Source organism: Variovorax ureilyticus, from assembly GCF_050632185.1.
GTDB lineage: Bacteria > Pseudomonadota > Gammaproteobacteria > Burkholderiales > Burkholderiaceae_C > Variovorax > Variovorax ureilyticus_A.
Window position 1 is genome coordinate 4,675,885 of sequence record NZ_CP192579.1, and the last position, 13,890, is coordinate 4,689,774.

General features: G+C 68.4%; 14 protein-coding genes. 10 read left to right on the forward strand and 4 right to left on the reverse strand.

Going from position 1 to position 13,890, the window contains the following annotated elements; all coding sequences use genetic code 11:
* Nucleotides 1-32 precede the first annotated feature (32 nt).
* The 7 genes from ACQ858_RS23160 (at nucleotide 33) to ACQ858_RS23190 (ending at nucleotide 6,385) form a co-directional block, all read left to right on the forward strand.
* Nucleotides 33-1,223, forward strand: a complete 1,191-nt coding sequence (locus tag ACQ858_RS23160) for a phosphoglycerate kinase (RefSeq protein WP_431274832.1) — start codon at nucleotides 33-35, stop codon at nucleotides 1,221-1,223.
* A 59-nt stretch (nucleotides 1,224-1,282) separates the two neighbouring features.
* Nucleotides 1,283-2,731 carry a pyruvate kinase gene (gene pyk / locus ACQ858_RS23165; RefSeq protein ID WP_431274833.1) on the forward strand — a complete coding sequence of 483 codons (1,449 nt, stop codon included), beginning with the start codon at nucleotides 1,283-1,285 and terminating at the stop codon, nucleotides 2,729-2,731.
* A gap of 78 nt (nucleotides 2,732-2,809) precedes the next feature.
* Nucleotides 2,810-3,874 carry a class II fructose-bisphosphate aldolase gene (gene fba / locus ACQ858_RS23170; protein WP_431274834.1) on the forward strand — a complete coding sequence of 355 codons (1,065 nt, stop codon included), beginning with the start codon at nucleotides 2,810-2,812 and terminating at the stop codon, nucleotides 3,872-3,874.
* 106 nt (nucleotides 3,875-3,980) lie between these two features.
* Nucleotides 3,981-4,886 carry a phosphoribosylaminoimidazolesuccinocarboxamide synthase gene (locus tag ACQ858_RS23175; RefSeq protein ID WP_431274835.1) on the forward strand — a complete coding sequence of 302 codons (906 nt, stop codon included), beginning with the start codon at nucleotides 3,981-3,983 and terminating at the stop codon, nucleotides 4,884-4,886.
* Between the two features lie 115 nt (nucleotides 4,887-5,001).
* Nucleotides 5,002-5,316, forward strand: coding sequence for a hypothetical protein (locus ACQ858_RS23180; protein WP_431274836.1), 315 nt, complete (start codon nucleotides 5,002-5,004; stop codon nucleotides 5,314-5,316).
* Nucleotides 5,198-5,674, forward strand: coding sequence for a helix-turn-helix transcriptional regulator (locus tag ACQ858_RS23185; protein ID WP_431274837.1), 477 nt, complete (start codon nucleotides 5,198-5,200; stop codon nucleotides 5,672-5,674). Before ACQ858_RS23180 ends, ACQ858_RS23185 begins: the two co-directional genes overlap by 119 nt.
* 54 nt (nucleotides 5,675-5,728) lie before the next feature.
* The gene (locus ACQ858_RS23190; RefSeq protein WP_431274838.1) at nucleotides 5,729-6,385 is read left to right on the forward strand and encodes a Crp/Fnr family transcriptional regulator; all 657 of its coding nucleotides are present in this window, start codon (nucleotides 5,729-5,731) and stop codon (nucleotides 6,383-6,385) included.
* A gap of 25 nt (nucleotides 6,386-6,410) precedes the next feature.
* On the opposite strand, the gene ACQ858_RS23195 is transcribed toward ACQ858_RS23190, so the two are convergent.
* Both ACQ858_RS23195 and ACQ858_RS23200 read right to left on the reverse strand, forming a co-directional pair.
* Complete coding sequence (locus ACQ858_RS23195; RefSeq protein ID WP_431274839.1) at nucleotides 6,411-6,872, reverse strand: META domain-containing protein; 462 nt, start codon at nucleotides 6,870-6,872, stop codon at nucleotides 6,411-6,413.
* A 59-nt stretch (nucleotides 6,873-6,931) separates the two neighbouring features.
* Nucleotides 6,932-7,852, reverse strand: coding sequence for a tetratricopeptide repeat protein (locus tag ACQ858_RS23200; RefSeq protein WP_431274840.1), 921 nt, complete (start codon nucleotides 7,850-7,852; stop codon nucleotides 6,932-6,934).
* Between the two features lie 36 nt (nucleotides 7,853-7,888).
* Between ACQ858_RS23200 and purE the strand changes: the two genes are divergently transcribed.
* Genes purE through ACQ858_RS23215 form a run of 3 tightly spaced genes read left to right on the forward strand, consistent with a single transcriptional unit; the run spans nucleotide 7,889 to nucleotide 10,601 of the window.
* The gene (gene purE / locus ACQ858_RS23205; RefSeq protein WP_431274841.1) at nucleotides 7,889-8,431 is read left to right on the forward strand and encodes a 5-(carboxyamino)imidazole ribonucleotide mutase; all 543 of its coding nucleotides are present in this window, start codon (nucleotides 7,889-7,891) and stop codon (nucleotides 8,429-8,431) included.
* Complete coding sequence (locus ACQ858_RS23210; RefSeq protein WP_431274842.1) at nucleotides 8,428-9,594, forward strand: 5-(carboxyamino)imidazole ribonucleotide synthase; 1,167 nt, start codon at nucleotides 8,428-8,430, stop codon at nucleotides 9,592-9,594. Before purE ends, ACQ858_RS23210 begins: the two co-directional genes overlap by 4 nt.
* A gap of 5 nt (nucleotides 9,595-9,599) precedes the next feature.
* On the forward strand, nucleotides 9,600-10,601 hold the full coding sequence (locus ACQ858_RS23215) for an L-threonylcarbamoyladenylate synthase (protein WP_431276934.1): 1,002 nt from the start codon (nucleotides 9,600-9,602) through the stop codon (nucleotides 10,599-10,601).
* A 114-nt stretch (nucleotides 10,602-10,715) separates the two neighbouring features.
* On the opposite strand, the gene ACQ858_RS23220 is transcribed toward ACQ858_RS23215, so the two are convergent.
* The gene (locus tag ACQ858_RS23220; RefSeq protein ID WP_431274843.1) at nucleotides 10,716-12,266 is read right to left on the reverse strand and encodes an alpha/beta hydrolase family protein; all 1,551 of its coding nucleotides are present in this window, start codon (nucleotides 12,264-12,266) and stop codon (nucleotides 10,716-10,718) included.
* Between the two features lie 103 nt (nucleotides 12,267-12,369).
* The gene (gene dacB / locus ACQ858_RS23225; RefSeq protein ID WP_431274844.1) at nucleotides 12,370-13,818 is read right to left on the reverse strand and encodes a D-alanyl-D-alanine carboxypeptidase/D-alanyl-D-alanine endopeptidase; all 1,449 of its coding nucleotides are present in this window, start codon (nucleotides 13,816-13,818) and stop codon (nucleotides 12,370-12,372) included.
* Between the last annotated feature and the right edge of the window lie 72 nt (nucleotides 13,819-13,890).

Sequence of the window (13,890 nt, forward strand, 5' to 3'; positions counted from 1 at the left end):
GCCCTCATTCGCATTCACTCCGCCGACATCCCATGAACGTTCTTCGATTCACCGACCTCTGTGCGCAAGGCAAAGTCACCGGCCAGCGCGTGTTCATCCGCGCCGACCTCAACGTGCCGCAGGACGATGCGGGCAACATCACCGAAGACACGCGCATCCGCGCCTCGGTGCCGTGCATCCGCCGGGCGCTCGACGCCGGTGCGGCGGTCATGGTGACCTCGCACCTCGGCCGTCCGACCGAAGGCCAGTTCAAGCCCGAGGATTCGCTGGCGCCGGTCGCCAAGCGGCTCGGCGAACTGCTCGGCCGCGAAGTGCCGCTGGTCGCCGACTGGGTCGATGGGGTCCAGGTGCAGCCGGGGCAGGTCGTGCTGCTCGAGAACTGCCGCCTCAACAAGGGCGAGAAAAAGAACGACGAAGCGCTTTCGCGCAAGCTCGCGGCGCTGACCGACATCTATGTCAACGACGCCTTCGGCACCGCGCACCGCGCCGAGGCCACCACCTACGGCATCGCCCAGTTCGCGAAGATCGCATGCGCCGGTCCGCTGCTGGCGGCCGAGATCGACGCGATCACCAAGGCGCTGGCCCAGCCCAAGCGCCCGCTGGTCGCGATCGTCGCGGGCTCGAAGGTCAGCACCAAGCTCACCATCCTGAAGAGCCTGGCCGACAAGGTCGACCAACTGGTCGTGGGCGGGGGTATCGCGAACACCTTCATGCTGGCTTCGGGGCTCAAGATCGGCAAGTCGCTCGCCGAGCCCGATCTCATCGACGAAGCGAAGGCGGTGATCGACGCCATGCGCGAGCGCGGCGCCGGCGTGCCGATCCCGGTCGACGTGGTCACGGCGAAGACCTTCGCAGCGGATGCCGCGGCAACCATCAAGGCGGCTCAGGATGTGGCCGACGACGACCTGATCCTCGACATCGGCCCGAAGACGGCCGAACTGCTCGCCGCCCAGCTGCGCGAGGCGGGCACCATCGTGTGGAATGGCCCGGTCGGCGTGTTCGAGTTCGACGCTTTCGCGAACGGCACGAAGGTGATCGCCCACGCGATCGCCGAGAGCAAGGCGTTCTCGATCGCCGGCGGCGGCGATACGCTGGCCGCGATCGCCAAGTACGGCATCGAGAGCAAGGTCGGCTACATCTCCACGGGCGGCGGCGCCTTCCTGGAAGTGCTCGAAGGCAAGAAGCTCCCGGCCTTCGAGATCCTCGAGAAGAGGGCCTCGTAAGGCTCTGGCGGCTGGCGGTAAAAGTGTATACAGTCCGGAATACACAATCGGAGACCTGAATGAGCACGACCCGCCTTCCCCGCCATGCCACCAAGATCGTCGCGACGCTCGGGCCGGCTTCGAGCAGGCTCGATCTGCTCGAGCAGATGATCGTGCACAAGGTCAGCGTCGTGCGGCTGAACTTCAGCCACGGCACCGCGCAAGACCACATCGATCGCGCGGCGATGGTCCGCGAGGCCGCGCGCCGCAGTGGGCGCGAGGTCGCGATCATGGCCGACCTGCAGGGGCCGAAGATCCGCGTCGGCAAGTTCGCCGAAGGCAAGGTCTGGCTGGACCCGGGCGCGAAGTTCGTCCTCGATGCCTCGCGCACCGAGCCCGGTGACGTCAACGAGGTCGGCCTCGACTACAAGGACCTGCCGCGCGACGTGAAGGCCGGCGACGCGCTGCTGCTCAACGATGGCCTCATCGTGCTGGACGTCACCGCGGTCAAGGGCGACGCGGTGCACACCATCGTGCGGCTCGGCGGCGAGCTTTCCAACAACAAGGGCATCAACAAGCAGGGCGGCGGCCTGACGGCGCCGGCGCTCACGGCCAAGGACATGGAGGACATCAAGACCGCCATGAGCTTCCAGGCCGACTACGTGGCGGTGAGCTTCCCGAAGAACGCGACCGACATGGAAATGGCGCGGCAGCTGTGCAATGTCGCGGCGGCCGAGTTCGGCCACAAGCCGGGGATGATCGCGAAGATCGAGCGCGCCGAAGCCATCCCGAAGCTGGAGGAGATCCTCCGCGCGAGCGACGGCATCATGGTCGCGCGCGGCGACCTCGCGGTGGAGGTCGGCAACGCAGCGGTGCCGGCGCTGCAGAAGAAGATGATCCGCATGGCGCGCGAGATGGACAAGGTCGTGATCACCGCCACGCAGATGATGGAATCGATGATCACCAACCCGGTGCCGACGCGCGCCGAGGTCAGCGACGTGGCCAACGCGGTGCTCGACGGCACCGACGCCGTGATGCTCTCGGCCGAGACCGCCTCGGGCCGCTATCCGCTCGAAACCGTGCAGGAGATGAGCAAGATCTGCGAAGCCGCCGAGGCGGCCGAAGACCCGCACCTCGATGCCGATTTCAGCGGCCAGAGCTACAGCCGCATCGACCAGTCGATCGCGATGGGCGCGCTCTTCACCGCGCATCATCTCGGCGCGAAGGCGATCGTGGCGCTCACCGAATCCGGCTCCACCCCGCTCTGGATGAGCCGGCACAGCGCCCACATCCCCATGTACGCGCTGACCTCGCGGCTGTCCACGCAGCGCAAGATGGCGCTCTACCGCAACGTGCGGCCGCTGCTGATGGATCCCGAAAGCGACCGGGACACCGCACTGATGCAGGCCGAGGCGCACCTCAAGAAGCGCGGCATCGTGCAGGCCGGCGACGTGTATGCAATCACCTGCGGCGAGCCCATGGGAGCCCCAGGGGGCACCAACATGCTGAAGATCTGCAGGGTCTCCTGACTCGGGTCGCAAAGGGAGGGGGTCGTAGAATCGACTGAGTTTTCCCGTTTCCACCCTAGATTCCCGCGAGGTATTTCCATGGCACTCGTCTCGATGCGCGAACTGCTCGACCACGCCGCCGCCAACGGCTACGGCATTCCGGCTTTCAACGTCAACAACCTCGAACAGGTGCAAGCCGTGATGGAAGCGGCCAAGGAAACCGGCGCTCCGGTCATTCTTCAGGCGAGCGCAGGTGCCCGCAAATATGCAGGCGAATCCTTCATCAAGCACCTGATCCAGGCCGCGGTCGAGGCCTATCCGCAGATTCCGCTGGTGATGCACCAGGACCACGGCCAGAGCCCCGATGTGTGCCGCGGCGCGATCGACCTGGGCTTCAGCTCGGTGATGATGGACGGCTCGCTCGAATCCGACGGCAAGACCATCGCCAGCTATGACTACAACATCGACGTCTCCAAGAAGGTGGTCGACATGGCCCACAAGGTCGGCGTCACCGTCGAAGGCGAACTCGGCTGCCTCGGCTCGCTCGAGACCATGAAGGGCGACAAGGAAGACGGCCACGGCACCGACGCGACCATGACCCGCGAGCAGCTGCTGACCGACCCCGAGCAGGCGGCCGACTTCGTCAAGCGCACCCAGATCGACGCGCTGGCCATCGCCATCGGCACCAGCCACGGCGCTTACAAGTTCACCCGCAAGCCCACCGGCGACATCCTCGCGATCGACCGCATCAAGGAAATCCACCGGCGCATCCCCAACACCCACCTCGTGATGCACGGCTCGTCGAGCGTGCCGCAGGAGCTGCTGGCGATCATCCGCCAGTACGGCGGCAACATGAAGGAAACCTACGGCGTGCCGGTCGAGGAAATCCAGGAAGCCATCAAGCACGGCGTGCGCAAGATCAACATCGACACCGACATCCGCCTCGCGATGACCGGCGCGGTGCGCAAGTTCATGGCCGAGAACCCCGAGAAGTTCGATGCCCGCGAATGGCTCAAGCCCGCGCGCGAAGCCGCCAAGCAGATCTGCAAGCAGCGCTACATCGAGTTCGGCTGCGAAGGCCAGGCCGCCAAGATCAAGGGCGACTCGCTGCAGGTCGTGGCTGCGAAGTACGCCAAGGGCGAACTCGCGCAAAAGGTGGTCTGACGCTCTTGCGTTGACGCAGAAGCCACCTTCGCGGTGGCTTTTTTCTGCCTGCCGCCGCGCGCACAATCCCCGAATCCTGCCTCGTACGGCTTTTCAGCTTTTCGCCATGACCACCGTCCACACCTCTTCCATCCAGAGCCTTCCGCTGCTCGCGCGCGGCAAGGTGCGCGACAACTATGCCGTCGGCAACGACCGCATCCTGATGGTCGCAAGCGACCGCCTTTCCGCCTTCGACGTGATCATGGGCGAGCCCATCCCCGGCAAGGGCGAAATCCTCACGAAGATGGCGCTCTGGTGGTTCGACCGGCTGGGCCACCTGTGTCCCAACCACCTGACCGGCGAGGCGCCGGAAAGCGTGGTGAAGCCCGAGGAAGTGCCGCAGGTGCAGGGGCGCTCGATGCTGGTCAAGCGGCTCAAGCCGATTCCGGTCGAGGCCGTGGTGCGCGGCTACCTCGCGGGCAGCGGCTGGAAGGAATACCAGGAGAGCCGCGCCGTCTGCGGCGTGCCGCTCCCGGAAGGGCTGACCAACGCGAGCAAGCTGCCGCGTCCGATCTTCACGCCGGCGGCCAAGGCGGCGGCGGGCGAGCATGACGAGAACATCAGCTACGACAAGGTGGTCGAGATCGTCGGCCCGGCGCTGGCCCAGCAGATCCGCGACACCAGCATCGCGATCTACGAGGCGGCGGCCGAGATTGCGCTGTCGAAGGGCATGATCATCGCCGACACCAAGTTCGAATTCGGCCTGGACGAGGCTGGCAAGCTGGTGTTGATGGACGAGGTGCTCACGCCCGACAGCTCGCGCTACTGGCCGGTCGAGGGCTACCAGGAGGCGCTCGCCGCCGGTGCCAACCCGCCGAGCTTCGACAAGCAGTTCGTGCGCGACTGGCTCGAAGCCGTGCGCATCAACGGCAAGCCGTGGGACAAGACCCCGCCTGCGCCGCGCCTGCCGGCGGACGTCGTCGCGAAGACCGCGGCCAAGTACCGCGAAGCGCTCGACCGGCTCATCAATTGAGGGGTTGCGCCGCCGGGCCGATGTGAATAAGTCACAAAGCGCGCGGCAATACTCACACCCCGGGAAGGCGGCGCTCTTCCAAACTCTCCTCATCCCGATCGATGAGGAGCCCGAAATGGAAACGTCGTCCCAGTTCCAGTTTCCTTACCTGCTGGCCACGGACCGGATGCTCGCGTCGCCGCCGGACGCGATCCAGTCCGGCATGCTGTCCCGTGTGCTCGACGAGATCGACCACGGCCTGCTGCTGCTGGACCTGACGGGCCGCATCCTGCACGCCAACTTTCCCGCCCGCCGGGAGCTGTCGAGCGGCCATGCGCTGCGTAGCAGCGACGGCGTGCTGTGCGCCGGCCAGTGCCAGCCTGCAGCCGAAGCTGCGCCAGGCGCTCAAGGATGCCGAGCGCGACTGCCGCAGCATCATCGAGCTCGATGACCCGGACGACCCGCTCTCGCTGGCCTTCATTCCGCTGGCTGCGTTGCATGGGGCCACGACCGTGGACACCGTGCTGGTGATGTGCAGCCGCCGCCCCGGCTGCGAATCGCTCACGATGCAGATGTTCGCGCGCTCCAAGCGCCTGACGCGGGCGGAGCAGAACGTGCTGGCGCGCCTGTGCGCCGGCCACGGCGCGGAGGAGATCGCCTGCCTGGAGGGCATCCGCATGTCCACCGTGCGTACGCACATCAAGAACGTCCGCCAGAAGACCGGCAGCAACAGCATCCGCGAGGTGGTCTACCGCGTCTCGCGCATGCCGCAGATCGTGTCGGCGCTGCGGATCGCGGGCGAGGGCTGAGTCGCCCGGCGTCTGGCCATACGCATTTGCAGGCGCGGGCCGTATAGTCCGCGCATGCCGCAATCGACTGCCGCATCGCGCCCCGATCCCGCAGCCGCCTTGCCGCTGCATGTGCAGAAGCTCGCCGCGCTGGGCGTGCAGCGCCGCTACCGCACGCACAGCCTGCTGATCGAGGAAGGCGACGAGGGCAGTGCCGTCTACGTCGTGCTCTCGGGGCGGCTGCGGGCTTTCGTCTCGGACTCGCGCGGGCGCGAGGTGACGCTGGCGCTGCACGGCCCCGGGGACTACGTCGGCGAAATGTCTCTCGACGGCGGCCGGCGCTCCGCCAGCGTGCAGGCGATGGAGCCCACACTCTGCGCCATCGTCACGCGCGAAACAATGCTGCACCACATCGAGAAGGACCCGGAGTTCGCGATGGCGCTGATCGTCCGGCTGATCCGCCGCGCCCGCCTCGCCACCGAAAGCGCCCGCAGCATGGCGCTGCTCGACGTCTACGGCCGGTTGAAGAACCTGCTCGAGTCGCGGGCGATCACGCAGCCCGATGGCACGCGCCTCGTCGCGGAACGGCTGACGCACCAGGCGATCGCGAGCGAGATCGGCTGTTCGCGCGAGATGGTGAGCCGGCTGATGAAGGATCTGGAGTCCGGCGGCTACCTGTCGCTGGTCCAGCGGCAGGTGGTGCTTGCGCGCGACTTGCCGGCGCGCTGGTAGTGCGGCCCGCTGGGCCTCGGGGCGATCAGCGCGCGCTCAGGACCGCCAGCGTCCGGCCGCCCGAATCCAGCAGCGTCATGCGCGAGGTGCCCTGCAGGCGATAGCTCGTCGTGGATTGGAGTGCGGCGAAGAACTGCGCTTCGTTCGCACCGCGCGCCGGATCGGCGCAGGCCATGCGGGTCGAGGCGAGCTGGTTCATCTTGAGGGCGCTGCCGCTGCGCTGGAAGGTGCCCGTCACCCGATTGCAGCCGCCCGAGCCGGTCACCTGGCCGTTGCGGCGGTCGAACTGGAGCTGCGGGTCGCGCTGCGGATCGCCGCTCGGGGCGACCGGGTCGTCGCCCAGCTGTTCGAGCCGCCATACCGGTCCTTCGATCGGCTCGTCCAGACTGATGCCGCTGCCGCATCCGGCCAGCAGCGCGGCTGCGAGCAAGGCGAGGGCGGCGAAAGGCGCGGCGGCGGTCGGGCGAGCGGCGGGACGAAAACGCATGGCCAGTCTGTCCTTTTGTAACGAAATGGATCGGCGTGCCATCGTAGTCGACGCCGGTGTCAGCTCAACACGACGCTGCTGAGCCTTCGCCGGTAGCTTGCCACCGTCGGATCGTCGGGGGGAATCTGTCCATCGGCCACCTTGACCTTGGGCGGTTCGATGACGTCGAGGATCGCGATGTAGGTCTTGCGCGCGAGGTCCTCGTTCCAGCTCTTGTCCCGCATGAGGATGTCGAGCAGCTCGTCCATCGCGTCGGTCCAGCGCTGGTCGGCCATGAGCAGGCGGGCGCGGTCGAAGCGGGCCTCGAAGTCGCGTTTGTTCGCCGCGATACGCGCGTCGAGGTCGGCCACGGCCGGGGCGCCGCCGCCGACCGGCTTCGCGAAATCGAGGGCATCCATCCAGCGCTGGAGCGAGTCGAAGCGCCGCACCAGGGAGGTCTTGGCAATGACCGGCGCAAACGCGACCTTGGCGTCGTCGATCCGGCCTTCCTGCAAGAGCAGCTTGACGTAGTCGAAGCGGGTGTCGTCGTTGGACGGGTCGGTCGCAACCGCGTGCTGCAGCTTCTCGAGTGCGCCTTCGGTGTCGCCCTCCGCCAATGCGGCCTGCGCGGACTCTTCCTGCTCCTGCGCCTCGAGCTCGTCGGCGCCCGGCACGTGCTTGTCGAGGAAGGCGCGGACCTGCTCGGGCGGGAGGGCGCCGACGAAGCCGTCCACCGGCTGCCCGTCCTTGAACATCACGCAGAACGGGATGCTGCGCACGCCGAACATCTGGCTCAGCTGCTGCGAGATCTGCGGCACCTTGTCCGCGTCGAGCTTGGCGAGCGTGAAGCGGCCGCCGTATTCGACTTCGAGCTTTTCGAGCACTGGGCCGAGCTGCTTGCAGGGGCCGCACCACTCGGCCCAGATGTCGAGCAGCACCGGTTGGTTCATCGAGCCTTCGATCAGCTCGGCCTGGAAGTTTTCGAGGGTGATGTCGATCATCGCTGGAACTTGGGGGTGAAACGTAAAATTCGAACCATGAAGCAAGCAATTCAGGTCGGCGTGGTGATGGGCTCGAACTCCGACTGGGAGACGATGCGCAACGCCGTCGAGATTCTCCAGCAATTCGGCGTCGCCCACGAAGCGCGCGTGGTCTCGGCCCACCGCATGCCCGACGAGTTGTTCGCCTACGCCGAAAGCGCCACTGCGCGCGGGCTCGCGGCGATCATCGCGGGCGCCGGCGGCGCGGCGCACCTGCCCGGCATGCTGGCGGCCAAGACGACGGTGCCGGTGCTCGGCGTGCCGGTCGCGAGCCGCCACCTGCAGGGTGTGGATTCTCTCTACAGCATCGTGCAGATGCCCAAGGGCGTGCCGGTCGCCACCTTCGCCATCGGCAACGCGGGTGCGGCCAATGCGGCGCTCTTCGCGGTCGCGATGCTCGCGGTGGGCGACCCGGTCCTGCGCAGCCAGCTCGACGCCTTCCGCGAGAAGCAGACGCAGGCCGCCCGGGCCATGACCCTGCCGCCGGGCGAGGCGGAGCCGGTGTCGCCCTTCACGCCCCAGGGCGGGGGCGCACTGTGACCGTCATTCTTCCGGGCGCCACACTGGGCGTGATGGGCGGTGGCCAGCTCGGGCGCATGTTCGTGCATGCCGCCCAGCAGATGGGCTACTTCACCGCGGTGCTCGATCCGGATGCCGACAGTCCGGCGGGCCGCGTGAGCCACCATCACATCCACACCGACTACACCGACGTCGATGGCCTCGCCCGGCTTGCCGGGCTGGCCGACGCGATCACCACCGAGTTCGAGAACGTCCCCGCGCCGTCGCTCGAAAACCTGGCGTTCACCCGCCCGGTCTCGCCGGCGGCCGATGCCGTCGCGATCGCGCAGGACCGCATCCGCGAGAAGGCCCATTTCGTGCGCTGCGGCGTCGAATGCGCGCCGCATGCCGTCATCGAGACGGCCGATGACCTGGCGGCGGTGTCGCAGGACCTGCTGCCCGGCATCCTCAAGACCGCGCGGCTCGGCTACGACGGCAAGGGCCAGCATCGCGTCGCCACCCGTGCCGAACTCGAGGCCGCGTGGAACAGCGTTGGCGGCGTGCCCTGCGTGCTCGAAAAGCGCCTGCCGCTCGACTTCGAATGCTCCGTGATCGTCGCGCGCAGCGAGGACGGGCAGATGGTGCATTACCCGGCCCAGCGCAACCTGCACCGCGACGGCATCCTCGCGGTCACCGAGGCCTACGCCGACAACATGCCGCAGGCGACCGTGCGGCGTGCCATCTCGGCGGCGCGGGCGGTCGCCGAAGGCCTTTCCTACGTCGGCGTGCTGTGCGTCGAATTCTTCGTGCTCGCTGACGGCAAGCTGGTCGTCAACGAGATGGCCCCGCGCCCGCACAACAGCGGCCACTGGACCATGGACGCATGCGACGTGTCGCAGTTCGAACTCCAGGTGCGCACGCTTGCGGGGCTGCCCCTCAATCCGCCGCGCCAGCACAGTGCCGCGATCATGCTGAACCTGCTGGGCGACTTGTGGTTCGTCGACGGCGGCGAGGCGGTCGAGCCGCGCTGGGCCGACGTGCTCGCGCTGCCTGGCACGCACCTGCATCTGTATGGCAAGACCGAGGCCCGCCGCGGGCGCAAGATGGGCCACCTGAACATCACGGCCGAAAGCATCGACGCGGTCCGCAGCACGGCCGACTTCGCTGCCGCGGTGCTCGGCCTGCCCATTCCGCTTTCCGAGTGAGCGCGATGATCCGCGACGGCCAGTCTCCCGACGCCATCGAGGAAGCGGCGCGCGTCCTGGAGGCCGGCGGGCTGGTCGCGTTTCCGACCGAGACGGTCTACGGCCTTGGCGCCGATGCCGGCAGCGATGCCGCGGTCGCCGGCATCTTCTCGGCCAAGGGGCGGCCGAGCGACCATCCGCTGATCGTCCACGTCCCGGCGGGCGCCCTGGGCACCGATGCGCTGTCCCGGTTCGCGCAGCCGCTGCCGCCCTTCGCGCAGAAGCTGGTGAAGGCTTTCTGGCCCGGTCCGTTGACGCTGATCGTCGCGCGCCAGCCCGGCGTGGCGACCGCCGCGGCCGGCGGGCAGGACACCATCGGACTGCGCTGCCCGTCGCATCCCGTCGCGCAGGCGCTGCTGTCGGCGTGCGCCGAACATGGCGTGTACGGCGTCGCCGGCCCGAGCGCGAACCGCTTCGGCCGCGTGAGTCCGACGACCGCACAGCACGTACACGACGAATTCGGCGACGGGCTGCTGGTGATCGACGGCGGCCCGTGCGAGGTCGGCATCGAATCCACCATCGTCGACTGCAGCCGTGGCGTGCCGGTCCTGCTGCGTCCGGGCGCGATCACCCGTGCGCAGGTCGAGGCGGCCTGCGGCGAGGCGCTGCGCGACAAGGAAGCGCTCGCACAGCCCGATCCGCGTGCGTCCGGCACGCTCGAGGCGCATTACGCGCCGAGCGCCAAGGTGCGCCTGATGGACGCCAAGGCGCTACAGGCCGGCCTCGACGTGCTCGGTGCGAACGCGGCGCATATCGCGGTGTGGTCGCGTGCCGCGCTCAAGAGCCGCTCCCAGCGCGTCGTCATGCGACGCATGCCCGACGATGCTGCAGCCACCGCGCAGCAACTCTTCGCGGTGCTGCGTGCCTTCGACGCCGAAGGCGTCAAGCTGATCTGGATCGAAACCCCGCCCGACACCCACGATTGGGAAGGCGTCCGAGACCGCCTGCAGCGCGCTTCGGCTGCGTAAGCTCTCCCCCAGGCTCGCGCACTTCGTGTCGCTCTCCACCCCCTCTCCGGGGGCGCACACGGCGGACCGGCTGAGCCGGTTCCGCGGGTGCCTGCGATCAGGCAGCGCTGCGCGTCACAGCCCCGAGACGAGGACCGTCTGGAAGAACCCGCGGGCTGATGCCGGGCAGAACGGCGGTACCAGCGCGGCGTGGTAGGCCTGGAACACCGCCGAGGCTTGGTCGGCCGGCGTGCCGGGCGTCGAGGCCGCGAGATTCGCCTTCGCGGCGGCGAAGCCCGCGCGAGCGGACGAGAACGCATCCGTGCGGCTCGAATCCTCGAGATCGACGACGGTCAGCGCGGCGGAGGACATGCCCCGCGCGGTGAAGTACCCGGCCGTGGCGCGCGTGCTCAGGAAGTTGACCGTCGGGTCGTTGGCGCCGCCGCACATCATCACGGGCCGGGTCGGCAGCCAGTTGCGCAGATCGTTCGCAACCGCCGCCTTGCGGAAACCGAGCAGCGGCTGGCAGTTGAGCGGCGCGCTCGTGTTCAGCGAACCCGCGGTCGCCGGCAGCGCGTTGCCCGGGCAGGGGTTGGCCAGCAGGTCGTTGGCCGCCTGCGTCAGGTAGCTCTGCCGGATCAGGTTGTTGGCGCCATAGAAGATCGACAGCGAAGGATCGACCGGCCCCGGAACCGCATTCGCCGGATACAGCGCCAGCGGCGGCAGCTTGCCCTGCGCGTACAGGGTGCTGATCGGCGTGTTGCTCGGCAGCAGCGTGTCGATGCCGCTGGCGTACTGCGCCTCGTAGATGTCGCCGGTGGCGGTGTAGACGTTGCCGAACTGCTTCTGCCAGCTCGTCGAGAGCAGCGGCGTGAACAGCGTCGAGCCGAACGCCGGCCAGCCGCTGAAGCTGTAGTCCGTCAGCAGGCTGATCGCCGAGGGTGCGGACAGCGGCGCCGAGGCGGTCACCGCCTTGCCGGTCGCCTGCATCTCGCGATGCGCGGCCATTGCGACGTAGCCGCCCTGCGAGTAGCCGGTGATCAGCAGCTTTCCGGAGTCGGACGCGGAAATGCTCGCGAAGGTCTTGCGGGCCGCGGTCAGCGCATCGACCATGTCCTTGCCCTGCTGGTCGCCGTTGAGGTAGGGGTGGTAAGGCAGCGTCGACTTGTCGTAGCCCGCATAGTTGGGCGCGACCACGATGTAGCCCTGCGCGGCGAAGGTGGCCGCGACCATCAGGCCCTCGCCGGCCGCCGGCTGCGTCGAGTCCGTCATTTGCGCCAGGTTGTAGTTGCGGGCGGGCGCGGTGCCGTGCGCGTAGAGCACGACCGGACGGGGCCCGCTGCAGTCCGGGTCGCCGCCGTTCGGCACCATGATCGCGGCCGTTGCGTTGGTCGCTTCGCCCTGCCCGCCGACGGTCCGGTATTCGAGATAACGCAAGTCGAAGCCGCATTTGGGCGTGCCGGCGACCTGCATCAGCGACTTGCCCTGCGCGGTCGAGTTCAGCACGGTGATGAGTTGGGCTGTCGAGACCGAGGCGGTCTGCGCGGGCGGCGATGTCACGACCGACCCGCGGCCCGTATCGGCGGTGGTGGGCAGGAAAAAACCGCCGCCGCCTCCTCCACCACCTCCGCATCCGGAAAGCATCAGCACGGTGCCTGCGAGTGCGATGGCGGTGAATCTGGTCATTCGCTTGTCTCCTGCATTGTGGGAATCGGGGGTGGGGCGATTCTGGCAGGTGACCGAGGGAGCGCAAGCAGGGCTTGCCTGCACAGGCGGGGTCAGGCGCGGGTCAGTCCTGCGCGGCCCAGTCGACCAGTGCGTCGAAAGCGGGGCGGGCGGCCACCGCATTGGCATGGTTCGCGATGGCGATCACCACATAGCGCCGGCCGCTGGCCGCGTGCACATAGCCGGCCACGCCGGCGGCATCGCGCAGCGTGCCGGTCTTGAGATGCGCCGCGCCGCCTCCGCGCAGTGCGCGCTTGCGCAGCGTGCCGTCCACGCCCGAGGCGGGCAGCGAGGAGACCAGCTCGGGCATCACCGGCGAACGCCATGCGATCTGCAGCATCTTCGCGAGCTCGGCCGCGCTGATGCGCTCATCGCGCGAGCGGCCCGAGCCGTTGTCGAGCACCGGTTGTCCTTCGCCGGTGCCGATGCGGTCGTTCCACCACTGGCGCACGGTCGCGCGCGCGGCCTCGAAGCTGCCGCGCCGCTTCTGCTGCAGCCCCAACGTGAGGAAGAGCTGCTGCGCCATCACGTTGTTGCTGTACTTGTTGATGTCGCGGATGACTTCCGCGAGCGGGGGCGAGCTCAGCTCGAACGCCGGCTGCAGCTGCGCCGGCACGCGGTCCTCGCGCACCACGCCCTTGATGCGCCCGCCCATCTCGATCCAAAGCCCGCCGACGGCGCGCGCCGCGTAGCTGCGCGGATTCGAATAGGCCACGGACCACTCCTTCTCGCCGCACGCCGCCGGGAAGCTGCCGGTGAAGCCGATGCGCGCCGGGTCGTTGAAATCGCCGCCCAGGCCCGTGCGCCAGTCGTTGCATTCGCCGGCTAACAGCGGCACCGTGGCTTGCATCGCGACGCCTGCGAGCGGGGGCTCGTAGGTTACCTGTGCCGTCTGCGCCGCACGGTTGGGCGAGAAGGTCATCACCACCGACTTGAAGTTGATGAGCAGCGCATCCGGCGCCGCGTTGTAGGGGCGCAGGCCTTCGCCGTCGAAGGCGTAGGGATCGGTGTCGGGCACCTCGAAGGCGCTGCGGTCGAGCACGATGTCGCCCTCGATGCTCCGGATGCCGAGCGCCTGCACGCGGCGCAGCAGCAGCCACAGCCTTTCGATCACCAGCTTCGGATCGCCCTGGCCGCGGATGTAGAGATTGCCCTCGAGCACGCCGTTGCGTATCGGGCCGTCGACATACACCGGCGTGGTCCAGACGAAGGCCGGACCGAGCAGGTCGAGCGCCGCGTAAGTGGTGACCAGCTTCATGATCGACGCCGGGTTGACCTGCACCTGCGAGCGCCAGGCGAGCCTCGGCGGCCGGACGCCGTCCGCGTCGGCCACCAGCATCGTCACCGACTCGCGCGGCACCCTGGCGCGGGCCAGTGCGGCCTCGACTTCATGGGGCAGGCTCTGCGCGCCGGCCTGCAGCGGCGCGAGGGCGGTGAGTAAAAGAGCAAGACCGAACAGGACGGTGAGAAGGAGAAGGCGGGGGCGCTTGGCGGTCGGTGCGGCTGAGAGCATCGCCGGATTATCCCGGTGGGCCCCTGTACCAGAAACACCGCGGAACCGGCTTGGCCGGGCCGCAGGTGTTGC